General features: G+C 71.1%; 18 protein-coding genes. 9 read left to right on the top strand and 9 right to left on the bottom strand.

Going from position 1 to position 22,296, the window contains the following annotated elements; genetic code table 11:
- Positions 1–32 precede the first annotated feature (32 nt).
- Positions 33–905 (top strand): alpha/beta fold hydrolase, encoded by an 873-nt coding sequence (locus tag ABT137_RS43855; RefSeq protein WP_351718019.1) that lies wholly within the window; start codon positions 33–35, stop codon positions 903–905.
- 73 nt (positions 906–978) lie between these two features.
- On the opposite strand, the gene ABT137_RS43850 is transcribed toward ABT137_RS43855, so the two are convergent.
- The gene (locus tag ABT137_RS43850) at positions 979–1,416 is read right to left on the bottom strand and encodes a DUF6299 family protein (RefSeq protein ID WP_351718017.1); all 438 of its coding nucleotides are present in this window, start codon (positions 1,414–1,416) and stop codon (positions 979–981) included.
- Between the two features lie 269 nt (positions 1,417–1,685).
- On the opposite strand from ABT137_RS43850, the gene ABT137_RS43845 reads away from it, so the two are divergent.
- The 6 genes from ABT137_RS43845 to ABT137_RS43820 all read left to right on the top strand — a co-directional run bounded on the left by ABT137_RS43845 (position 1,686) and on the right by ABT137_RS43820 (position 6,367).
- A complete protein-coding gene (locus tag ABT137_RS43845; protein WP_351718015.1) occupies positions 1,686–1,880 on the top strand; it encodes a DUF5999 family protein in 195 nt (64 codons plus the stop codon).
- Positions 1,881–1,986: 106 nt separating this feature from the next.
- Positions 1,987–2,799 (top strand): PaaX family transcriptional regulator, encoded by an 813-nt coding sequence (locus ABT137_RS43840; RefSeq protein WP_351718013.1) that lies wholly within the window; start codon positions 1,987–1,989, stop codon positions 2,797–2,799.
- Positions 2,800–3,002: 203 nt separating this feature from the next.
- Entirely contained in the window at positions 3,003–3,554 is a 552-nt protein-coding gene (gene cysC / locus ABT137_RS43835) for an adenylyl-sulfate kinase (protein WP_351718011.1), read from the top strand.
- Positions 3,551–4,453, top strand: a complete 903-nt coding sequence (cysD, locus tag ABT137_RS43830; RefSeq protein ID WP_351718010.1) for a sulfate adenylyltransferase subunit CysD — start codon at positions 3,551–3,553, stop codon at positions 4,451–4,453. Before cysC ends, cysD begins: the two co-directional genes overlap by 4 nt.
- A 2-nt stretch (positions 4,454–4,455) precedes the next feature.
- Positions 4,456–5,664, top strand: coding sequence for a sulfate adenylyltransferase subunit 1 (locus ABT137_RS43825; RefSeq protein WP_351718008.1), 1,209 nt, complete (start codon positions 4,456–4,458; stop codon positions 5,662–5,664).
- Positions 5,665–5,917: 253 nt separating this feature from the next.
- Positions 5,918–6,367, top strand: coding sequence for an ATP-binding protein (locus tag ABT137_RS43820; protein WP_351718006.1), 450 nt, complete (start codon positions 5,918–5,920; stop codon positions 6,365–6,367).
- On the opposite strand, the gene ABT137_RS43815 is transcribed toward ABT137_RS43820, so the two are convergent.
- The 3 genes from ABT137_RS43815 to ABT137_RS43805 form a co-directional block, all read right to left on the bottom strand.
- The gene (locus tag ABT137_RS43815) at positions 6,327–7,763 is read right to left on the bottom strand and encodes an amino acid permease (RefSeq protein WP_351718004.1); all 1,437 of its coding nucleotides are present in this window, start codon (positions 7,761–7,763) and stop codon (positions 6,327–6,329) included. The two genes, ABT137_RS43820 and ABT137_RS43815, sit on opposite strands and share 41 nt — an antisense overlap.
- 117 nt (positions 7,764–7,880) lie before the next feature.
- Positions 7,881–8,888, bottom strand: coding sequence for an ornithine carbamoyltransferase (gene argF, locus ABT137_RS43810; RefSeq protein WP_351718002.1), 1,008 nt, complete (start codon positions 8,886–8,888; stop codon positions 7,881–7,883).
- Positions 8,889–9,030: 142 nt separating this feature from the next.
- On the bottom strand, positions 9,031–10,254 hold the full coding sequence (locus tag ABT137_RS43805) for an arginine deiminase (RefSeq protein ID WP_351718000.1): 1,224 nt from the start codon (positions 10,252–10,254) through the stop codon (positions 9,031–9,033).
- Between the two features lie 128 nt (positions 10,255–10,382).
- Here ABT137_RS43805 and ABT137_RS43800 point away from each other — a divergent pair, with 128 nt between their 5' ends.
- Positions 10,383–11,483: an SPFH domain-containing protein gene (locus tag ABT137_RS43800; protein WP_351717999.1), complete on the top strand. Its 1,101-nt coding sequence runs from the start codon at positions 10,383–10,385 to the stop codon at positions 11,481–11,483.
- Positions 11,480–12,379, top strand: a complete 900-nt coding sequence (locus ABT137_RS43795; RefSeq protein ID WP_351717997.1) for a hypothetical protein — start codon at positions 11,480–11,482, stop codon at positions 12,377–12,379. The genes ABT137_RS43800 and ABT137_RS43795 overlap by 4 nt, the downstream gene beginning before the upstream one ends.
- Before the next feature lie 3 nt (positions 12,380–12,382).
- Here the strand turns inward: ABT137_RS43795 and ABT137_RS43790 are convergent, their stop codons facing one another.
- From ABT137_RS43790 to ABT137_RS43770, 5 genes are all read right to left on the bottom strand, one after another.
- On the bottom strand, positions 12,383–14,104 hold the full coding sequence (locus ABT137_RS43790) for an HEXXH motif domain-containing protein (protein ID WP_351717995.1): 1,722 nt from the start codon (positions 14,102–14,104) through the stop codon (positions 12,383–12,385).
- Positions 14,105–14,498: 394 nt separating this feature from the next.
- On the bottom strand, positions 14,499–15,653 hold the full coding sequence (locus tag ABT137_RS43785; RefSeq protein WP_351717993.1) for an effector-associated domain 2-containing protein: 1,155 nt from the start codon (positions 15,651–15,653) through the stop codon (positions 14,499–14,501).
- Complete coding sequence (locus ABT137_RS43780) at positions 15,650–16,822, bottom strand: alpha/beta fold hydrolase (RefSeq protein WP_351717991.1); 1,173 nt, start codon at positions 16,820–16,822, stop codon at positions 15,650–15,652. The genes ABT137_RS43785 and ABT137_RS43780 overlap by 4 nt, the downstream gene beginning before the upstream one ends.
- 60 nt (positions 16,823–16,882) lie before the next feature.
- Positions 16,883–21,178 carry an FxSxx-COOH system tetratricopeptide repeat protein gene (gene fxsT / locus ABT137_RS43775; RefSeq protein ID WP_351717989.1) on the bottom strand — a complete coding sequence of 1,432 codons (4,296 nt, stop codon included), beginning with the start codon at positions 21,176–21,178 and terminating at the stop codon, positions 16,883–16,885.
- Positions 21,179–22,240 (bottom strand): AAA family ATPase, encoded by a 1,062-nt coding sequence (locus tag ABT137_RS43770; RefSeq protein WP_351717987.1) that lies wholly within the window; start codon positions 22,238–22,240, stop codon positions 21,179–21,181.
- Positions 22,241–22,296 lie beyond the last annotated feature (56 nt).

The following is a 22,296-nucleotide window of genomic DNA, read 5'->3' as shown; positions in this document are numbered from 1 at the left end:
GGCTGCTGATCCGGGCACGGGAGCCTCGGCGCATGAACATCCCCGGTTTTCAGCAGCACCGTGTCCCGGTCGCGGACGGCGTCGCCCTGCACGCGGCCGTCGGCGGCACCGGCAGCCCTCTCGTCCTGCTGCACGGTTTCCCCCAGACCCACCTGATGTGGCGGCACGTGGCCGCCGGCCTGGCGGCCGAACACACCGTGATCTGTCCGGACCTGCGCGGCTACGGCGCCAGCGACAAGCCGGCCGACGCGGACGGGACGTCGTACGCGAAGCGGACCATGGCCGCCGACATCGTGGCGCTCGCCCAGGCTCTCGGCCACGAGCGCTTCGCGCTGGCCGGGCACGACCGGGGCGCGCTGGTCGCGTTCCGGGCCGGGCTCGATCATCCGGACGCGGTCACGCACCTGGCGCTGCTGGACGTGCTGCCCACCCTGGACATGTGGGAGGTGCTGCACGGCGCCACGGCCGCCGTCGCCTTCCATCTGTACCTGATGGCGCAACCGCCCGGTCTGCCGGAGGAGTTGATCGGCGCGGCCCCGGACCTGTTCTTCGGCCACTTCCTCGACCTGTGGACGCGCGACCCCGGGGCGATCCCGGCCGACGTCCGCGCCGCCTATCTCGCGGCCTGCCGGGCGGCGGTGCCCTCGATCGTGGCCGACTACCGGGCCTCGGCCGGCGTCGACACCGGGCACGACCGGGCCGACCGGGCCGCCGGGAACGTGCTGCGCATGCCGGTGACCGTCCTCCAGCAGGACTGGGGCGCCGCCCTCGGCTACGACGCGGCCGCGCTGTGGCGGGCCTGGGCGCCGGACCTGGAGCACCGCACGGTGGACTGCGGGCACTTCATGGCGGAGGAGGCTCCCGACGAGGTGAGTGCGGCGCTGCGGAAGCTGCTGAGCCGCTGAGCCGCTGACGGACGTCGGCGGCGTCCGGCGGTCCGGCAAACCACTGAGGTGCCGGACCGCCCGGAGACGCGGCTCAGGCCTTGGCGAGGGTGATGTCCTGCTCGCCGGTGGCGTGGAAGGACGGCAGCGGCAGGCCGCCCGTGTTGCGCAGTTCCAGGATCGTGGCCTCGACGTGGGCCGCGCCGGGCTTCAGCTTCTCCGAGGTGACCGTGCCGGTGTTCTTCCAGTGGTGCTCGGCGCCGTCGCACACGGCCTGGGTGCCGCCGATGCCGTGCCGGTAGTTCGGGGTGTCCTGGCTGAGCGAGGAGCTGATGAACACCGGCCCGGTGGCACCGGTGCACGTGTAGGTGCCGGACAGGGTGACGGTGCCGTCGTCGGCGAGACGGCCGGTGGCGTCGACGGTGACGGACTCGGCGGGGGCGTCGGTCGGGGCGGCGGTCGCGGGGGCGACGGCGGCGCACAGCAGGGCGGCGGAACCGAGCGCCGCGGCGAGGGCGGGGCGTAGGGGCATGGCTTCCTTCCCGGATCAGGTGGGGGCATGCCCTGGATACCGGGCGGCCGCACCCGGGAGCGTGACCGTCACCCCTTCGGTGGCGCGTCCCGGCGCGCCGGAGAGCCCGGGTGTGTCCCGGAGCCGCGGCGGCCGTCGTGGCAGCGTCCGGGAGTTGTCCGCGTGTTGTCACAGGTCGCGGCAGGTGGTTCCCCGGCGTTCATGGCGAGAGCATGGTCTGGTCATGCCGGTCGGCGACCGTGCCGGAGGCAGACCCGTGGAGGTGCGCCATGTGTTCCCACCAGTCCCCGAGCGCGACGGCCGACCGCGGCCTGGCGCACATCGTCGCCGCCCACCCCGAGCAGGGCTGGACCCTGCTGTGCGACGGGGCGATCGTCTTCGACGACACGGGCGAGCTGCAGGCCGACGGCCGCGTGGTCCCGCCGCACCGCGGCCCGGCCGACCGCCTCGCCGTCGCCGCCTGACCCGGCCCCCGCCGGCCGGCGCGCGGCATCCGGGACGGGCCCCGGAACCCTGACTCTCATTCAGCCGTGCACCGAAGGTGACCAGCAGCGATGCCGGGGACCTAAAATGATCAACGTGCCCGAGCAACACGCCCCGAGGTCCCTCATCGTCACGCTCTACGGCGCGTACGGCCGCTTCCTGCCCGGCCCGGTGCCCGTCGCCGAGCTGATCCGGCTGCTGGCCGCCGTGGGCGTGGACGCCCCCTCCGTACGTTCGTCGGTGTCCCGGCTGAAACGGCGCGGGCTGCTGGCGCCGGCCCGCACCGTGCAGGGCGCCGCCGGGTACGAGCTGTCCGCGGAGGCACGGCAGTTGCTCGACGACGGCGACCGCCGGGTGTACGCCTCCGCACCGCCGCAGGACGAGGGCTGGGTGCTCGCGGTGTTCTCGGTGCCCGAGTCGGAGCGGCAGAAGCGGCACGTGCTGCGCTCCCGGCTGGCCGGACTCGGCTTCGGCACGGCCGCGCCGGGCGTGTGGATCGCCCCGGCCCGGCTCTTCGAGGAGACCAGGCACACCCTGCGCCGGCTCGGCCTCGACCCGTACGTGGACTTCTTCCGCGGCGACCACCTCGGCTTCCAGCCCACCACCGAGGCCGTCGCCCGCTGGTGGGACCTGACAGCGATCGCCAAGGCCCACGAGCAGTTCCTCGACGTCCACGAGCCGGTGCTGCGCGACTGGGAGCACCGCACCGACACCCCGCCCGAAGACGCCTACCGCGACTACCTCCGCGCCCTCGACGCCTGGCGCCACCTGCCGTACACGGACCCCGGGCTGCCGACGAACCTGCTGCCCGCCGACTGGCCCGGAACCCGCTCGGCGGCCGTCTTCCGCGCCCTGCACGCACGGCTGCGGGAGGCCGGGGGCGCCTTCGCGGGCCTGTGAACGACCCCGCGACACCGGTGACCGGCTCTGTGAACAGACGACCCTTTGTGAAATGTTCATTGCGGTGCGCTGTGACCTCTTGCGTACCAGGAGTCACTCAGTCAAACCTCAGGTTCCTTAACCGCTCCTCTCAGACTTCTTACCTACTCTTCGACGGGTCGTACGCGAGTTCGCCGAGAAGGTAAGGAAGAGGTCTGTTGCGCATGACCACCACGCCAAGGGCTCAGGGAGCCACGGTCTGGCTGACGGGGCTGCCGAGCGCGGGCAAGACGACGATCGCCCGCCTTCTCGGCGACCGGCTCAGGGCCGAGGGACATCGCGTGGAGGTCCTCGACGGCGACGAGATACGCCGCTTCCTCTCGGCCGGCCTCGGCTTCTCCCGGGCGGACCGCAACACCAACGTGCAGCGCATCGGCCTGGTCTCCGAGGTGCTCGCCCGCAACGGCGTGCTCTCCGTCGTCCCGGTCATCGCCCCGTACGCCGACAGCCGCGAGGCGGTCCGCAACCGGCACGAGAAGAGCGGGACGCCGTACCTGGAGGTGCATGTGGCGACCCCCGTCGAGGTGTGCAGCGAGCGGGACGTGAAGGGCCTGTACGCCAGGCAGGCCGCGGGTGAGCTGACCGGGCTGACCGGGGTCGACGACCCGTACGAGCTGCCCGTCGATCCGGCGCTCGTGCTGCACACCCAGGAGCAGACCCCGCAGGAGTCGGCGGACGCGGTGCACGCGCTGCTGGCGGAGCGGGGGCTGGCATGAGCACCTTCACGCTGTCGCACCTGGACGCGCTGGAGTCCGAGGCGGTCCACATCTTCCGCGAGGTGGCGGGCGAGTTCGAACGGCCGGTGATCCTGTTCTCCGGCGGCAAGGACTCCATCGTCATGCTCCACCTCGCCCTCAAGGCATTCGCCCCCGCCGCGATCCCCTTCTCCCTGCTGCACGTGGACACCGGACACAACTTCCCCGAAGTCCTCGAATACCGGGACCGTGTGGTGACCGCACATGGGCTCCGCCTCCATGTGGCCTCCGTACAGGACTACATCGACCGCGGTGTGCTCAAGGAGCGCCCGGACGGCACCCGCAACCCGCTGCAGACGCTTCCGCTCACCGAGAAGATCCAGAGCGAGAAGTTCGACGCGGTCTTCGGCGGTGGCCGCCGGGACGAGGAGAAGGCCCGCGCCAAGGAGCGGGTCTTCTCGCTGCGGGACGAGTTCTCTCAGTGGGACCCGCGCCGCCAGCGCCCCGAGCTGTGGAACCTCTACAACGGCCGGCACGCCCCCGGCGAGCACGTCCGCGTCTTCCCGCTGTCCAACTGGACCGAGCTGGACGTCTGGCAGTACATCGCCCGCGAGGAGATCGAACTCCCGCAGATCTACTACGCCCATCACCGCGAGGTGTTCATGCGGGGCGGGATGTGGCTGACCGCCGGCGAGTGGGGCGGCCCGAAGGACGGCGAGACCGTCGAGAAGCGGCAGGTGCGCTACCGGACCGTCGGTGACATGTCCTGCACGGGCGCGGTGGACTCCGACGCCGACGACATCGAGAAGGTGATCGCCGAGATCGCCGCCTCCCGGCTCACCGAGCGCGGCGCGACGCGTGCCGACGACAAGCTCTCCGAGGCCGCGATGGAAGACCGCAAGCGCGAGGGGTACTTCTAAGCATGAGCACGACCATCGACACCCTGCGGTTCGCGACCGCCGGCTCGGTCGACGACGGCAAGTCCACCCTCGTCGGACGGCTGCTGCACGACTCCAAGTCGGTCCTCACCGACCAGCTGGAGGCCGTCGAGCGCGCGTCCGCCTCGCGCGGCCAGGACGCCCCCGACCTCGCCCTCCTCACCGACGGCCTGCGCGCCGAACGCGAGCAGGGCATCACCATCGACGTTGCCTACCGCTACTTCGCCACCCCCAAGCGCCGGTTCATCCTCGCCGACACCCCGGGCCACGTGCAGTACACCCGCAACATGGTCACCGGCGCCTCCACCGCCGAACTCGCGATCATCCTCGTCGACGTCCGCAACGGGGTCGTCGAGCAGACCCGGCGGCACGCGGCCGTGGCCGCCCTGCTGCGCGTCCCGCACGTCGTCCTCGCCGTCAACAAGATGGACCTGGTCGGCTACGAGCGGGCCGAGTTCGAGCGGATCGTCGCCGACTTCACCGCCCAGACCGCCGAGCTGGGCCTCCCGGAGGCCACCGCGATCCCGGTCTCGGCACTGGTGGGCGACAACGTCGTCGACCGTTCCGCACACATGGACTGGTACGACGGCCCGGCGCTCCTGGAGTTCCTGGAGAACGTCCCGGTGGCCGCGGACGCCACCGACACCCCGGCCCGTTTCCCGGTCCAGTACGTCATCAGGCACGGTGACGTCCGTCACTACGCGGGCCAGCTGGTCTCCGGCTCGCTGCGGGTCGGCGACCGGGTCACCGTCCACCCCTCCGGGGAGACCTCCACGATCGCGGCGATCGACGTGCTCGGCGCCGAGGCCGAGGCGGCCCACGCCCCGCAGTCCATCGGGGTGCGCCTGGCCGACCAGCGGGACGTCTCGCGCGGTGACATGATCACCTCGGGCACGGAGGCGCCGGTGCTCGCCCAGGACGTGACAGCGGCCGTGTGCCATCTGGCCGACCGGCCGCTCCGGGTCGGCGACCGGGTGCTGCTCAAGCACGCCACCCGGACCGTCAAGGCGATCGTCCGGGACCTGGGCGGCGCCACCCGGCTGACCGCGAACGACCTGGGCCGGATCACCCTGCGCAGCGCCGAGCCGCTGCCGCTGGACGCCTACGCGGTCTCCCGCCGTACCGGCGCGTTCATCCTGATCGACCCGGCGGACGGCGCGACGCTGACCGCGGGAATGGTGGAGTTCGGCTGATCCCCCCTGCCGCGAAAGAGCCCCCGGATTCCGGGGGCTCTTTCGTATGTACCGCGTCTCTACGGCGTCACAAGGTCACGGCGCGTCAATAACGCGGTAACAGCGGAGCCGGATGTGCGAGACGGGCCCACCGGCGGGGTAAGCCACCCGTTACCGGGACGAAGGTCCCGTCAGGGGGGCGCCGACAGCGTCCGGGACGGGACCCGTACCATTCCTACAGTTGAAAGCAGGACAAGCAGTGATCGCCTGCGCCATGAACGGAATCGCCGTGTACGAACCACCTTCCGCCGCCTCCTGGCGTATCGCGCTGCCGCACACCGTCGCGGCCGTGCCGGTCGCCCGTGCCCTGGTGCGCACGGCGATGGAGGAGGCGGACCACGCGGCCGACCCCGACACGGCCGAACTGCTCACCGCGGAACTGGTCGCCAACGCCGTGGAGCACACCGCCGGCAAGGGGCCGATAGAGCTGGTCGTCGAGCTGGTGCCGGGGGGCTGCAAGGTCGAGGTGCACGACCCGGACCCGGCGCCGCCCGGGCATCTCACCCGCCCGGTGATCGAGGAGCCCGACCCCATGCAGGAGGGCGGGCGCGGCCTGCTGCTGATCCGCGCCCTCAGCTCGTCCTGCGGGCACCGCCCCACCGCGTCCGGCAAGGCGGTGTGGTTCAGGCTTCCTGCAGTACCGCGTCAGTGGCGTCCGGCGTAGCCGGCCGGGCGGTGGCCAGCGTGGAGTTCCGGCGGCCGTAGCCGACGTAGACCAGCAGGCCCACGGCCAGGAAGACGGCGAACTGGATCCAGGTCGTCCACCCGGTCTCGTACATCAGGTAGAGGCAGAAGCCGACGCCCAGCAGCGGGGCGACCGGGTAGAGCGGCACCCGGAAGGTGCGGGCGAGGGCCGGTGCGCGGCGGCGCAGGGCGATCACCGCGATGTTCACCACGGCCATGATCGCGAGGGTGCCGATGGTGCACAGGTTCATCACCGCGTCCAGCGAGGCGAAGGCCGCAGGCAGTGCGAAGACGGCCGCGACGATCAGGGTGCCGGCCACCGGAGTGGCGGTCTTCGGGGAGACCTTCTCGAAGACGCGCGGGATCAGGCCGTCCCGGGACATGGACATGAGGATGCGGGTCTGGCCGTACATCACCGCGAGGACGACGGAGGCGATGGCGACGACCGCGCCGAAGGCGATCACACCGCCGCCGATCGTGGACCCCGTGACCTGGTTGACGACGTAGGAGAGGGCGGCGGGCCGGCCCGCGACCTGGTCGCCGCCGATGGCGCCGATGGCGGCCAGCGCGACCGCGCAGTACAGCAGGGTGACCACGCCCATGCAGACCAGGATGGCGACCGGGATGTCCCGGCGCGGGTTCTTGGCCTCCTCGCCGGCCGTGGTGATCGCGTCGAAGCCGATGTACGAGAAGAACGCGGCGGTGGTGCCCGCGCCGATGCCGCCGAGGCCCGCCGGGGAGAACGGCACGAGGTTGCCGTCCTTGAAGGCGCTGAAACCGATCACGCAGAACGCGAGCAGGATGACCAGCTTCACGGCCGCCATCGCGGCGGTGGCCCGGGCGCTCTCCCGCACCCCGCGCACCAGCAGGACGGCGGCCATCGCGATGACGATCACGGCGGGCAGGTTCACGATCCCGCCGTCGCCGGGGCCCGCGGACAGGGCGTGCGGGAGCTGCAGGCCGGTGAGGCTGTGCAGGAGTTCGTTGACGTACTGGCTCCAGCCGACCGCGACGGCCGAGATCGAGATGCCGTACTCCAGGAGCAGGCACCAGCCGACCAGGAACGCGGTGGACTCGCCGAGTCCCGCGTAGGCGAAGGAGTACGACGATCCGGAGACCGGGATCGCGCCGCCCAGCTCGGCGAAGGAGAGGGCGGTGAAGACGCAGGTGATCGCGGCGAGCACGAAGGAGACGACGACGGCCGGGCCGGCCTGGGCGACCGAGTCGGAAAGGCCGACGAAGATGCCGGTGCCGACGATCGCGCCGATGCCGAAGCAGATCAGCTGGAAGAGGCCCATGGTGCGGCGGAGGCCGTGGCCCTCCCGGTCGGCGCCTGATTCGGCCACCAGGAGGTGTGGGGACTTGATGCGGGGCATGCGGGTGGTGCTCGTTTCTGGTGGTGCGGGTGCGATCCGGGGTCGGTCGCGGTGGCGGCCCCGGCGAGGGGTGGTGCCGGGCCGCCGCACAGCATAGGGGCCAATGAACAGGGCTGGTCAGGCGAGCGTGGCCACCAGGACCGCCTTGATGGTGTGCATCCGGTTCTCGGCCTCGTCGAAGACGACCGAGTGCTCGGACTCGAACACCTCGTCGGTGACCTCCAGTTCGGTCAGCCCGTGCCGCTCGTGGATCTCCCGGCCGACGACGGTGCCGAGGTCGTGGAAGGCCGGCAGGCAGTGCAGGAACTTGACGTCGGCGTTGCCGGTGGCGCGCAGCACGTCCATGGTGACGGCGTACGGCCCGAGCAGCGCGATGCGCTCGTCCCAGACCTCCTTGGGCTCGCCCATCGACACCCAGACGTCGGTGGCGACGAAGTCGGCGCCGCGCACCCCGTCCTTCACGTCGTCGGTGAGCGTGATCCGGGCGCCGGACGCGCCGGCGAGCTGCTGGGCCAGCTCGACGATGGTGTCGTCCGGCCACAGCAGCCGGGGCGCGACGATCCGGACGTCCATGCCGAGCAGGGCGCCGGCGACGAGGTAGGAGTTGCCCATGTTGTAGCGGGCGTCGCCGAGGTAGGCGAAGGCGATGTCGGTGAGCGGCTTGTCGCTGTGCTCGGTCATGGTGAGCACGTCCGCGAGCATCTGGGTGGGGTGCCACTCGTCGGTGAGACCGTTGTAGACGGGCACCCCGGCGAACGCGGCCAGCTCCTCGACGACGCCCTGGCCGTGCCCGCGGTACTCGATCGCGTCGTACATCCGGCCGAGGACCCGGGCGGTGTCCTTCACCGACTCCTTGTGCCCGAGCTGCGAGCCGGCCGGGTCGAGGTAGGTGGTGGCGGCGCCCTGGTCGGCGGCGGCGACCTCGAAGGCGCAGCGGGTGCGGGTGGAGGTCTTCTCGAAGACCAGCGCGATGTTCTTCCCGCGCAGGTACTGCGTCTCGGTCCCGGCCTTCTTGGCCGCCTTCAGCTCGGCGGCCAGCTCGACCAGCCCGCGGAACTCCTCCTGGGTGAAGTCCAGCTCCTTGAGGAAGTGGCGGCCGGCGAGGGCGGTCGGGACAGTCGCCATGGGGGCGCTCCAGCGGTTGGGGTCGGCTTCGGGAACCTTGGAAGTCTATACGATGTTCCACATTTCTATACAGGCCTCTTGGGGCGACCTCTGTGCTATGTCACATGTGACGCGTCACGCGTCATGCGTCATGCGTCACATGTCACACGGCATCCCGCTCCACCGGGCAGCTCATGCACCGCGGCCCGCCCCTCCCCCGCCCCAGTTCGCTCCCCGGGATCTCGATCACCTCGATGCCCTGCTTGCGCAGATGGGTGTTGGTGGTGGAGTTGCGTTCATAGGCGACCACGACACCGGGTTCGACGGCGAGGACGTTGCAGCCGTCGTCCCACTGTTCGCGTTCGGCCGCGTGCACGTCCTGGGTGGCGGTCAGGACCCGGATCTCGCTGAGGCCGAGGGCGGCGGCGATCGCCCGGTGCATGTGCTCCGGCGGGTGGTCGGTGACCTTGAGCTCCTTCTCGCCGGTGCCCGGTTCGATGGTGTACGAGCGGAGCATGCCGAGCCCGGCGTACTGGGTGAAGGTGTCGCCGTCGACCATCGTCATCACGGTGTCGAGGTGCATGAAGGCGCGCCGCTTCGGCATGTCCAGGGCGACGATGGTCTGCGCCGAGCCGGCCGCGAACAGCTTGTGCGCGAGCATCTCGACGGCCTGCGGGGTGGTGCGCTCGCTCATGCCGATCAGGACCGCGCCGTTGCCGATGACCAGGACGTCGCCGCCCTCGATGGTGGAGGGGTAGGCGGCCTGCCCCTCCGACCAGACGTGGAACGTTTCGCCACGGAAGAGCGGGTGGTGCCGGTAGATCGCCTCGAAGTGCACGGTCTCGCGCTGCCGGGCGGGCCAGCGCATGGCGTTGATGGAGACGCCGTCGTAGACCCAGGCGGAGGTGTCGCGGGTGAAGAGGTGGTTGGGGAGCGGTTCGAGGAGGAAGTCGTCGAGGTCCATGACGTGGAAGCGGACCGAGGTGGGCTCCTCGTGGGCGGCCAGGAACTCCCGCTTGGTCATGCCGCCGACCAGCGCCTCGGCCAGCTCGCGCGCCGGCAGTTTCTCGAAGGCGGTGCGCAGGTGGTCGGTGGCGAGGGGGCCGTACTCCTTCTCGTCGAAGACCCGGTCCAGGACGAGGGTGCGGGCGGCCTCGATCTCCAGCGCTTCTTCGAGCAGGTCGCCGAAGAGATGGACGGCGACCCCGCGGTCGCGCAGCACGTCGGCGAACCCGTCGTGCTCGGCGCGGGCCCGGCGCACCCAGAGGACGTCGTCGAAGAGGAGGGCGTCCTTGTTGCTGGGGGTGAGCCTTTTGAGCTCCAGATCCGGCCGGTGCAGTATGACGCGGCGCAGCCGCCCGGCCTCGGAGTCGACGTGGAATCCCATGCCTCCATCCTGACCATCGACGACCGGGTTCACCCCCTGCTCGACCGATTCTTGTTCTCGTCCTCTTGACGACAAACACGACCCAAGATTATGGTCATCTTGACTCTAAAAACGAGGGGGCGGATCCGATGGCCGACATCACCCGGCGCCTGGGCTGGCGCCATCTGCGCGGCGCGCCGACGGCGCACGTCAGACACCACCGGGGCGAGAAGCTGCTGCACGACGGACCGGGGCTCAGTTTCTGGTTCCGCGCGCTCACCGCGGCGATCTCCGAGGTCCCGGTCGACGACCGTGAACTGGCGATGACCTTCCATGCCCGTACGGCCGACTTCCAGGACGTGGCGGTCCAGGCGACCGTCACCTACCGCGTCGGAGACCCGGCCGTGGCGGCCGCCCGACTCGACTTCTCCATCGACCCGGACACCGGTGTCTGGCGCGGCACCCCCCTCGAACAGCTGGGCACCCTGCTGACGGAGACGGCGCAGCAGCACGCGCTGGACGCGCTGGCCCGCACCCCGCTGGCGGAGGCGCTGGTGGACGGGGTGGCGGTGGTCCGGGAGCGGGTCGCGGCCGGCCTGGCGGCGGAACCGCGGCTGCCCGCCACCGGCATCGAGGTGGTGGCGGTCCGGGTGATGGCGCTGCGGCCGGAGCCCGAGGTGGAGCGGGCGCTGCGCACCCCGGCCCGCGAGCAGATCCAGCAGGAGGCCGACCGGGCGACGTACGAGCGGCGCGCGGTGGCCGTCGAGCGGGAGCGGGCGATCGCCGAGAACGAGCTGGCGAGCCAGATCGAACTGGCCCGTCGCGAGGAACAGCTGGTCGAGCAGCGGGGCACCAACGCGCGGCGCGAGGCGGAGGAGCACGCGGCGGCCGACGCGGTGCGGGCGGAGGCGGAGGCGACCCGGACGGTGAAGCTGGCGGACGCCGAGGCGGCGCGCACGGTACGGCTGGCGGAGGCGGAGGCGACCCGGTCCGTGAAGCTGGGCGAGGCGGAGGCGGCCCGGTCGGTCACGCTGGCGCGGGCCGAGGCCGCGGGGGCGCGGGAGGTCGGCGAGGCGCGGGCCGCGGCGCAGGCGGCCTGGCTGCGGGTGCACGGCGAGGCGGACGTGGCCACGCTGCATGCCCTCACCGGCGCCCGGCTCGCCGAGAACCTGCCGCGCATCGACAGCGTGACCGTGTCGCCGGACGTGCTGACCGGGCTGCTCGCCAGGCTGGGCGGGGAGCGGGAGTGAGCCTCGCGCCGCGGGCCGTGCTCGTCCACCGGACCACGGAGTACGAGGAGCTGGTGGCCCGGCACGGCACGCACGGCCAGGCCGCCTTCTTCCTCGCCTCCCGGGGCCGGGACATGGCCGAGGTCGCCGAACGCCACCGGCGCACCCGGCGGGCGCTCGCCGAGGTGACCTCGGCGGTGCCGCTGGCCTGGCGCCAGGCCCGGGTCGAGCGGGCCGACCTGGACCGCTTCCTGTTCGCGCCCGAGGACGTGGTCGTGGTGGTCGGCCAGGACGGGCTGGTGGCGAACGTGGCCAAGTACCTGGACGGCCAGCCGGTGATCGGCATCGACACCGACCCCGGCCGCAACCCGGGGGTCCTGGTACGGCACCGGCCGGAGCAGGCGGCCGTACTCCTGGCCTCGGTCACGGCCACGGCGACGGGTGCCGACGAGCTGACGATGGTCGAGGCGGTCACCGACGACACGCAGCGGCTCGTGGCGCTCAACGAGATCTATCTGGGTACCGCCGGTCATCAGACCGCCCGATACCGCCTGGGCCTCGAGGACGACGGGGGTGTCGTCGAGGCCCAGGCTTCTTCCGGGGTGCTGGTGGGCACCGGCACGGGGGCCACCGGCTGGCTGCGCTCGGTGTGGCAGGAGCGCGGCGCCCGGCTCCCGTTGCCCGCCCCCTCGGAGGACCGCCTCCTCTGGTTCGTCCGGGAGGCCTGGCCCTCGCCGGCGACCGGGACCTCCCTGGTCGCCGGCGAGCTGACGGCCTCGGCGGCCCTGACCCTCACGGTCGAGTCGGACCGCCTGATCGCCTTCGGCGACGGCATCGAGACCGACGCCCTGGAGCTGACGTGGGGGCAGACGGTCCGGGTGGGGGCGTGCGCGCGGCGGTTGCGGCTGGTGACCTGAGGGTCAACTGCTGGGGAGCGGCTGGAGAAGTTCCGGGCGGGCCAGCATATGCCGGGCTGTGCGGCCGGGGTGGAGCGTGGCGCGGGCGACCATCCAGCCGGCCAGGGCGTGCGGTTCGGCGGGGTCGGCGGCCAGGGCGTCGGTGTAGCGGGACAGAGCACCAGCGGGATCACCGGCAGCGAGGTGCTCGTCGGCGGTGTGCGGCGCCGGTGGCCGGGTGGCGAACACATGGGTGCGCACGTCCGGCCATGTGGTGCGGTCGGGACGGAGACGGGGGCCTTCCGCCGGGTACGCCGAACCCGGCGTCGGCACGACGTTTCGCAGTCGCCACTCGGTGCGGTGCAGTGCGGCCGCTGTACGAGCCCGGCGAAGGGCGGCCGGTGGGACGGACTCACGCAGCCAGCCGTCCAGAGTACGTGCAAGCCCGGTCACCAAAGCCCGGCCCTGCAGGGTGAGACGTCCGCTGGTCAGCAGGGTGCGTACGACGAGTCGGCTCTGCAGGCGGCGCAGCGCGAAGTGGTAGCCGGCGGTCTCGGCCGCCCCGGCGTCCGGCGCAGAGGAGAGGCGGTCCCGCCAGAAGCCCGCGACTCCGGTGAAGGCGTAGGCACCGTGCAGCAGACCGGTGAGGTGTCGCGGGTCGGCGCGCCACGGGGCGTAGTAACGCTCCTCCCGGTCGTCGTCGATCAGCGGGAAGAGATGGAGGAGAGCGGCCAGTTTGCTGTGCTGAAACTCGTGGACGAGGGTTTCGGCGAGGGCGAAGGCCGAGGAGGGGCGGGCGATCACCATCGCACCGAAGGCGTCCCCGCTGGACGCGGAGACTTGGACGGTCGGTGAGGCGGGCGGCTGGATGCTGGTGCGACCGAAGGGCACCACTGCGCGGATCCGGGCAGGATCGAGCCGCCCCGGCCCCGTGCCGCCCGACTCCCCCAGCACCACGGCAGCCTCCTCGAACAACCGCTGCCAGGCCTCGGCCTCCGCATGATCGAGCCGGGTGGGCGGCAGCGGGTCGTCGAGGTCGCGGTACGGGTCAAGGTCATCGAGGGGGATGGCGACGGGACCGGAAGGGGTGAAGTGGGTGAGCGTGCGGAGAGGCAGCCAGGAGGGGGCCGGGGCCGTCCGGTGACTCCCCGTGCCCGTCAGCGGTGCCGTGGCCGGACGGATCGTCAGGGGGGCCGGAGTCGAGGGGACTTCGGCCGTCCCGCATTCGAGGGTCAGCTCCCCTCGCCCGGCACGGGCCCGACCGACCGACACGCCTGATTCTCCCCCGGCCAGCCGAGCCATCCCCAGGCCCGGCAGCCGTAGCGCGCCGTCCGTGAGCGGGACCAGGAGGTCCGCCTCCGTGCCCGCCAGCAGCGCCGCCGAGATCGCCAGGGAACACAAGTACCCGGCCTCCGCCCACAGCGGCGGCCCTTCCGCGCTGCCGTGCAGCCGCCGCAGCAGGTGGGCAATCCAGCCGCCGGTCGCCGGGGCGAGCAGCAGGCCGTCGACCGGTCCTGGCGCCCGCTCGGCCGCATCTTTGAGAACACGCCAGGCCTCGGAGGCCGAGGACAACGGCGTGGGCACCGGGCCGAGCCCATCCAACAGCGTGCGCAGGAGCAACAGCCGACGCGCCCGCTCTCCGCGCTCCAGGAAGCCGACCGCCTCCGGGGAGCCGCCTCCGGCGGCCAGTTCCGCGAACAGCCGCTCAGCCATGCGGAACGGGGCCTGGCGGGGCTCGCCGGTCATGAACCAGGACCTCCAGTCGCGGGTTCGGGCATCAAGGAGCCGGGGCACAAAGAAAGCTCGTCAGGGCTGCTGCACCAGGCACTCTATTCGGCCCGGGCGCCGCCGGGGCCTCCCTCGCCCCCGCCCCGCATGCTGCTGCGGGCGCGGAGGACCTCGGTGAGCAGACGCGCGGTCGGCGGGAGCGGCGCCAGGCCGTCCACGGAAGTCAAGGGCCACGACGCGACATCCGCGAGATCCGACTCCCAGGCACGGCTACCGGCAACGGGGGCCGGCTCGGGGACAGCCGCTTCGGCATCGTGCACAGCGGTCCACTGTTCCAAGGTGTCTCCCCCCTTCGTGGTTCATGGTGGCACATGAGGTGGCCGGTTTTGTGTGAGGCCCGGCGACCGCCAGATCATTGCACACGGCGGCCGGTGCCCCCGCCAGGTCGTGGCGCGTGGGTCAAATGGTGCAGCGCTGCCGCGAGTTCGGACTTTCGTTCGGGGTCGTCGTCGAGGGACGACACGGCGTCGTACAGCTCCCACAGCGACTCCGGACGGCGGCGGGCGAGCGCCGAGAGGATCCCGGTGGCGTCGGTACGCGCTTTGCTGTGGCGGGGCAATGTCCCCACGATCGAGGGATCCAACGCGGCCACGACGGTCTGTCGTTCGGCGGGGTCGTCCATCAGCGGATAGGCGAGCAGCGCTTTTACCGCGCGTCCCAGCGGAGAATCCGGTCGCTGTTCCTGCGGCGGTCCGTCAACCGCCCCCTGTACGGTCTCGGTGCGCTCAGGACTGCGGAGTTCCATCTCGGGCTGCTGTTGGGTCCGTCCGGATTCCCGTAGCACCGAGATCCGCTCCCGTACGGCGGTGAACAGTTCCTCCGTGTCAGGGATCGCGGGCAACACGGATGCGCGGCCCGCCAACAGGTCGAGAAGGACTTCCGAGAGGAGGCCGGTGGCCCGCACCGGGTCGTTGGCCGCTCGTCTCCCGCGCCCCGACGCCCGCAGCAGGGTCTGCCGATGGGTGAAGGTGCGCCGACCTGTGGGAAGGCCCTCGGACGGCAGCGGATCACGAAAGGCGAGGGCCTCTTCGAACGTCTCGCACACATCCACGATCCACAGTTGCTCGGCCAGGCCGGGGACGGCGTCACTGGCGTACCGCGCGAGAGCGGACCCCAGGTCGATGGAGACCTTGTCGTCGGTGGTGGCGTCCGCGCAGAACAGGCGGAGGTGTCCCGCCCGGTCGAGGACACCGTGCCCACCCCACCACACCCACAGGATCTCGCCTCGAGCGGTGGGCAGTTCGCGTACCAGGGTGCGCCGAAGCGTGGCCTGGTCGGCGGGGCGGTGCCGTACGCCCGCCTCGAAGACCGGCAACGGGCACAGGTGGAGGTGCAACTGGGCGTCCGGCACTCCGGCCGCCCGGAGCAGCCTGTGGAACGCGACGGCGTCGCGTGCGGGGCCGGGCAAGTCCCAGGCGGGTCCGGCCTCGTACGCCTCGATGCCGACGATCAGGGCATGTACCCGGGTGGGGTCGACGACCGGCGGAGTGTGATCCGAGCCGCTCATGGCAGACACTCCGCGATCAGCCGGTACAGAGCCGGATTCGTCCAGTAGGCGCTGTGCGCGGCGGGAAAGGGTTGCCCGTTGTCGACCGCCACGTCGGTGACGCTTCCGGGGAAGAGGCCTGCGCCAAGATAGCTCAGCACGTCGCGCCGGTCGTATACGTTCAGCCAGCCGGGGAAGTGGGATGGCAGCGGTTCGGGGTGGGTGAGCGAGGGCAGGGAGCCGGACTCGTACAGGAACGGCCCCTGCGAGCCCACCGTCACCAGGAGCCTGACCTGCGGCAACGGCGTGCCAATCAGGGTGTCGAGCGCAATGACGCCGCCGAGACTGTGACCGATCAGTACCACCGGGGGTTCGAGGTCGGCCACCAGCGCGCGCAGGTCGGCGCGGACGGGTTCACCCCGGCACAGATAACGCAGTACGTCTCCGGCTGCCGGATGTGCTGCCTGGGTGAGAGCGTGACGACGCCGTACCACAGCCCTGGACGCAACGGACCCCGCTGCCCGCAACAAGCGCGTACGCAGGCCGCGTTCACTGCCCTGCGCGGAAGCGCCGAGATACTGTGCGGCTCGGTCGACCAGGTCCTCGCGGCCACGACCGTCCGGCAGGACAGGGTCGCCGGAGTCGAGGGCCATGGCGATCATCCTGGCGACCAGCGACCGGGCGACGGTGACCGCGAGGTCGTCCGGTTCGAGGACCTCGGCCGCCGGGCCGAGCAGGGGGTTGGCGCTGAGGAGAGACGCGGCCTGTGCGAGAGCGGCCGCCTGCCCGGCCACGATGTCACCGCTGTGAACCGCCAAGGCGCTCAGGCGTTCCTGGATGTGCTGTTCCGGGAGTACCGATCCGGGTGGCCGCTCGACGGCGTGCCGCGCTCCTGCAGCCGCCAAGGCCAGTTCGGCGTCGGGGTCGGCGAAGAGTACCGACCAGGCGGCCACATCATCGTCGGCGGCCGGTGCGAGAGGCAGTTGCCCTGTCCCGCGGTCGGCGCCCGCCTCCGGGGGGAGGCTGGCTCCCCCGGCCGCGAGCCTGGCTCCGTGCGTGCCACCCCAGTAGAAGGGCACGAAGCGCAATCCGTCGCGGACCGCGGTGAGTCCGGCCGTCACCTGTCCCGCCAGCGCGGAGAAACCCGATCGGCGCACCCCGGTCCCGTGGATGAGGACAACCGTCGACATAGGCCCTCTCTCTCGGCTGGGGAAGCCCCTGCTTCCCGATGTCTGTCATCGCGGTCTCGTCTAGACCGGAAGAGGAGCAAGGTCGCATTCGATACGGCGGCGACGGCGAGCGGCGACAAGCCACGGGTGTCCGGCACGAACCACGTGCCCGAAACCGTCGACCGCCCTGCGCTCCAGTTCGTCCGCCTCCGCGCCACGGCCCAGGCCACGCAGGTCGAGGGCGAGGTTGGCCGTGCACGACAGAGTCAGGGGGTGCTCAGCGCCCGCGACCTCGGCGAGCAGCGGAAGGTTGCCGGCGTCGATCTCATGTGCCAGCTCGAAGTCCAGGCGTCCGTAAGCCGTGTTGGCCCGGCCTATGGCGACGGTCAAGGTCATGACATGACGTGGTCCCACCGTCTCCACGAGCCTTCGGGCCGCGTCGTCCTCCAGTTCCTGCGCCTGGTCCAGGGCACCGGCCGCACGCTGGGTTGCAGCCAGGTTGGCCTTGGTCAGCAGGGTGTACGCGTGGTCCGGGCCGAGTCGCTGTTGGTAACGCCGCAACGTGTCCTCCGCCAGTTGACGGGAGCTCTCGAGGTTCCCGGCCAGCCGAAGGTCCACGGCCACGTTGCTCGCCGTCTGCAGTGAGTCGAAGTGGTCCGGTCCATAGCGGGCGACGAAGTTGCGGAACGTCCACTCGGAGAGGTCGGCGGCTTCTTCGAGGGCTCCTTCTCGCCGTCGGCACACCGCAAGGGTGCGGGCTATACGCATGGAGAGCGGATTTCTCTCACCGAGCGCGGTACGCGCCCGCCGGTGGACGTCCTCCTGGAAGTCGCGGGCGCCCGGGTGGTCGCCGGCCTCCAGCGTGTCGAGAACGAGGGCATTGAGTGAGTTGAGAGTGAAGAAGTTCGCCGGGCCGAAGAGGAGCTCACGCTGCCGGACGTTCTCCTGGTCCAGCCGAAGCGCCTCCGTGAACCGGCCGCACAGGCGCAGGGCGACGCCCCAGGCGTGGGTGGCGCGGAGTGTGATGGGGTCGTCGGGTCCGAACAGGGAGCGGGCCAGTTCGGTGGCTTCCTGACCGAGTTCATTCGCCTCCTGGAAACGGCTCTGGTAGCCATGAGCGTCCGCCAGGTCGGAGAGGGAGTCGATCAGTTCCTCGGGCTCGACCTCCGTCCGGCGTGACACCTCCAGTGCCTTCTCACTGAGCGTGATGGCCTCGGGGACCTGACCGACCTGACGCAGCAGGAAGGACAGGCTCTTCGTCATGCGGATGACGTGGATGTTCTCCTCTCCGGAGGCCGCAAGCCAGGTACTCCAGGCCTCCCGCGCGAAATCGACGGCACCGGCGTGGTCACCCCAGTAGTAGAGGAACCACACCGTGTCCTGGACCAGGTCGCGCACATAGGAGTCGGTGCTCGTCACTGCCTGTGAGGTGAGGATGTGAGGCAAGAGTGCCTGGTAGGCGCGCCACTCCAGCGAGGATCCGTAGGGCCCCGGTTTGGCGACGGACAGCAGCTGATGCACCGCGTCACGACTCAGCTCCCGGGCCTCGGGACTCAGCTTGGCGAGCAGCACCGTCTGCAGGAGCCTGTGCATCTGCAAGGTGTCGGAGCGCGGATCCACCTTGACCAGCGAGAACTGGCTGAGATCGCGCACGGCACGGTTCAGCTTGATGGATTCGCGCAGCAACGGGTCGATCTCGGGTGTGATGGTGATGCCGCGGTTGCCCCGCAACATGGACCGTGGGATGGGCTCGGGGGCCATGCTCGCGCAGATGTCGAGGAGTTGGCGGGCTCCCGGGTTGCTCTCCCGGAGCCGCTCCAACGAGACGTCCCACGCAGCGGCAACGGAGACCGGGTAGTCAGGAGCCGGATCGAGTTCGAGCACCTCCGGACTGCGCTGCGCGAGCAGTTCCAGGTACTCGTGAACCGGCATGCCCGTCACGGCGTGCCAGGTTCCGGCCTGTTCCACAGCAAGGGGGAGATCGCCGAGAGCCTCGGCCAACCGGTCGGCCTCCTCGGCCGACAGGTCGGGCGAGCGCTTCTGGAGGAGTTCGACGGACTCGCGTCGCTCGAAGACGTTCACCGGCAGCGGGGTGGCCACACGTTCCCAGGCCCGGTTCCGGGAGGTGACGATGATCTTCCCTGGGCCGTTGGGCGGGAAATAACCGCGCACCATCTCCACGTCTTCGGCATTGTCGAACACCAGCAGCCAGTTGTCGTAGGGCACCCCGCTGCGCAGCGCCTCCAGAGCCGCGGGCACGGCCGTCCCCGCGGCCGGTACGCCCACGCTGTCCCGCTCGGTCGAAGCGACGCCCAGGTGAACCGCCAACGTCGCCAGCCCCGCGAGGACGAGGCTCTCGCGCTCGGCGGGGATCCAGCAGATCACCTTGTAGTCGTGCTGATGCGTGTAGACATACTCCAGCGCCAGCTGGGACTTGCCGACCCCGCCCATACCGTGCAGTGCGTGCGGCAGGACGGCCGCGGTGTCCTGCGCACCCAGTTGATCCTCCACGGCCCCCAACAGCGACTGACGGCCGACGAACGTCGTGTTCCGCAGGGGAACGTTCACCAGAAGAGCTGGCGTTGCCGCCGACTGCCTGTTCATGCCCGGCCGTGCCTCCGTCGCAGAGTCGATCGGTTCGGATGGGGTCGCGGCGCGGTCCGGAGCGATGGTCGGCTGCGGCGTTCGACGGCCGCCGTCCGGCCCGCTCTTGGGCCCGTGATCCGCTTCGATGCGCCGTGCTCGATCTGAGTAAGGTCCCGCCAGCGCCCGCATGACGGCCAGTTCACTGCGGACCCAGCCACGCTCGGCCGGCTCGGGCAATGCGGCCACGGTCGGATTGCGCAGAGCGGCGCGCAGGGCGACGCCCCGTTCACCGGCTGCGGGCAGTTCGCTGACCACACCTACCGTACGGGCCAGCTGGCTGCGCGTGGTGGTGGCCAGCAGCGCCTCGCGGACACCATCAGCGAAGTCGGGCGTGCCCGTCGCGCCGTCACCCCAATCGATGAGCCCGCCCATCAGTATCTCGGCGAGGTGCTCGGGTCCGGTGTCCGGCATCGTGCGCCGCCGCAGTTGTTCCATGAGTCCGAAGTCAAACGGGATGACGGCCAGTTGGGTGGCCAGGCGGCGCGCGGCCGGGCTGGCCAGAGTCAGGAACCGGCGCACGGCTGCGCGTGGGGAGCAAGGAGCATGCAGGCCGGGCGACGGCACGGCGTGTGCCTGGGTACCCGCCAGGAGAACAGGCAGATCACGACGTACCCCCCGGTCCCCGGTGACGAGATCGGCCCACGCGGAGACAGACCCGGGTTTGAGAGAGAGGACTGGCACGAGGAGAGCGGAGTCGTCCACATCCGGTAGCGGTCGCAGGGGATCAGGGCCCCCGAGCGGCGGCCGGTGGGCGAGACTTTTGTTGGGCACCCCGAATCCGCCCGCCTCCAGGGCGACCTGGTACGGATGGAGTGAAGAGCGGTGACGCTGATGCGGAGGCAGCAGGTGCACCACAGCCGTGGGGCCGGACCGGCCCAGACGGTCCAATAGGCGGTCGGCGGCAGGCCCGGCCCAGCCGTGCCGCAGGCCATCGGTGACGACCAGGAAGATGCGGTCCCCTCTTCCGTTGAGGATCTCGCCGGGATCCGCCGTCACCCGTGAGGTGCCCCAACGCAGCCTCGGCCTTCCGGCCTCCGGTACGTCCACCTTCACGGTACGCACGGCCCGGAAGGCACCGGAATGTTCGGCGGCGGCAGACAGGTCGGCTGTCTCGTCACCCCAGACGGTCATGGTGGGAGCGTCGTCGACGAGGATGACCAGGTCGAAGGCAGTGGCATCGGCGGGTCTGAACCATGGCATCCACAGTTCGTCGAGGAGGCCTCGCTCGGCGGTGACCTCTTCGTCCAGTTGCACGGCGTCGCGGGACGGCACCTGTCGCGCCAGCCGGTGCAGAGCGCGAGCCAGCCCGGCGGAACGTCGGTTCGCCGCGTACCTGCTGCGCTCCGCCCGCCTCAGCGTCGGGCGCCCGAGCCATATCCGGTCCGGTCCATCCGGGTCGGGAGTGAACAAGGGCTGCGGTACGGCGCTCTCGTTGTCCAACGACGGGGGCTGTCCGTCCGACGGGGCAGGGGATGACGAGGACACCACGGTTCGGTCGGCTCCCTGACCGAGACCCGTCGGCCCGGTAGGCGTGTCCGCCGCAGTGGGGCGCCCCGCTCGGGCCCAGTGGGCGCTCAGCCAGACGGCATCGGCAAGTTCCTCCCAGTGCGGAACCACTTCCCGGGAGGCCGGGCCGACCGGTGATGTCTCGGGCACCGGACGCACGCTGGTGTCCGGCCCGGAGTCGTCACGGCCGGCGCCGGGCGCACGCTCCCGGGGCGTGCCGTCCATTCAGCGGCCCTTCGCCAGGTCGCGGAGCACCATGTCCAGAAGCTTGCGCCCGTCCGCGTCGGTCAGGAAGGTGCCGGCACTGGTCAACTGCACGGCGTTGAGGAGTTGGTCCAGCGAATGCGTCCCGCCGTCGTTAACGAGTTGGACGAAGTGATCGACGAGTTCCTCGGCATCGGGGGGCCGCACCCGAAGCTGGCTTTCCACAATGGCGAGCAGTTGCTCACGCGTCGGCATGGGCATCTCCAGCGGAAGGCAGCGCCTGCGGAACGCGGCCGGGAACTCCCGCTCCCCGTTGCTCGTGATGACCACGATGGGGAACTCCCTGCACTCCACCCGCCCTTGCCGCACCTCTGCGAAACCTCCAGGATCGCCGATGTGCACCCGCGCGCTCTGCCCAGCGTCCCGCACCAGTTCCGGGATCTCGTAGCTGCCGTTCTCCAGAACGTGCAGAAGGTCGTTGGGCAGGTCGATGTCGCTCTTGTCGAGTTCGTCGACGAGGAGCACGCGTGGGCGCTCGTACGGCAGCAGCGCGGTACCGAGGGCTCCGAGGGTGATGAAGTCGCCAAGGGCCGGGGACGGTTGGCTCTCCTCGGACCGTGCGTCGGGGCGGTCCGTCGCAGCCGGGGGCAGCCCGGCCCGCCAGGCGGCGATCGCCTGGGCTCGGCCCAGCGCGTCGTGGGAGTAGAGGCCGTCGCGCAGAGTCGTCCGGCTGACGATGTTCCATTCCAGAACTCGACCGAGGCCCAGTTCGCGGGAGATCAGGTAAGCCAGCGTGGACTTGCCGACGCCCGGTGCGCCGGTCACGAGGAGCGGGCGGCGCAGCAACAGGGCGGCGTTGACGATGTCGATACTGCCCGGGTCCAGCTGTGGTATGGCATCGACGACACCCAGGCGGCGCAGCGCAGCCTGCTCGTCGTCGGGTGGCTGGGGCTGTGCCGGTTCGCCGCGGAACCGGCGCCACGGTGGTGCTACGTGCAGACGCGGCAGTGCCCCGCGCGGGGTGGCTCCGGTGGCGTGGAAGACGCGCCAGCCCTCTCCTGCCGCCGCTTCCGGCCCGCTCATACCGCGGTCTCCTCACTGTCGGTGGACTGCATGCTGTCGGCGTACCCAATGCCTCG

The organism is Streptomyces sp. NPDC001980 (assembly GCF_040296885.1).
Taxonomy (GTDB): Bacteria; Actinomycetota; Actinomycetes; order Streptomycetales; family Streptomycetaceae; genus Streptomyces.
The sequence above is the reverse complement of the archived record's forward strand: the minus strand, read 5'-3'. Positions and strand labels throughout refer to the sequence as shown.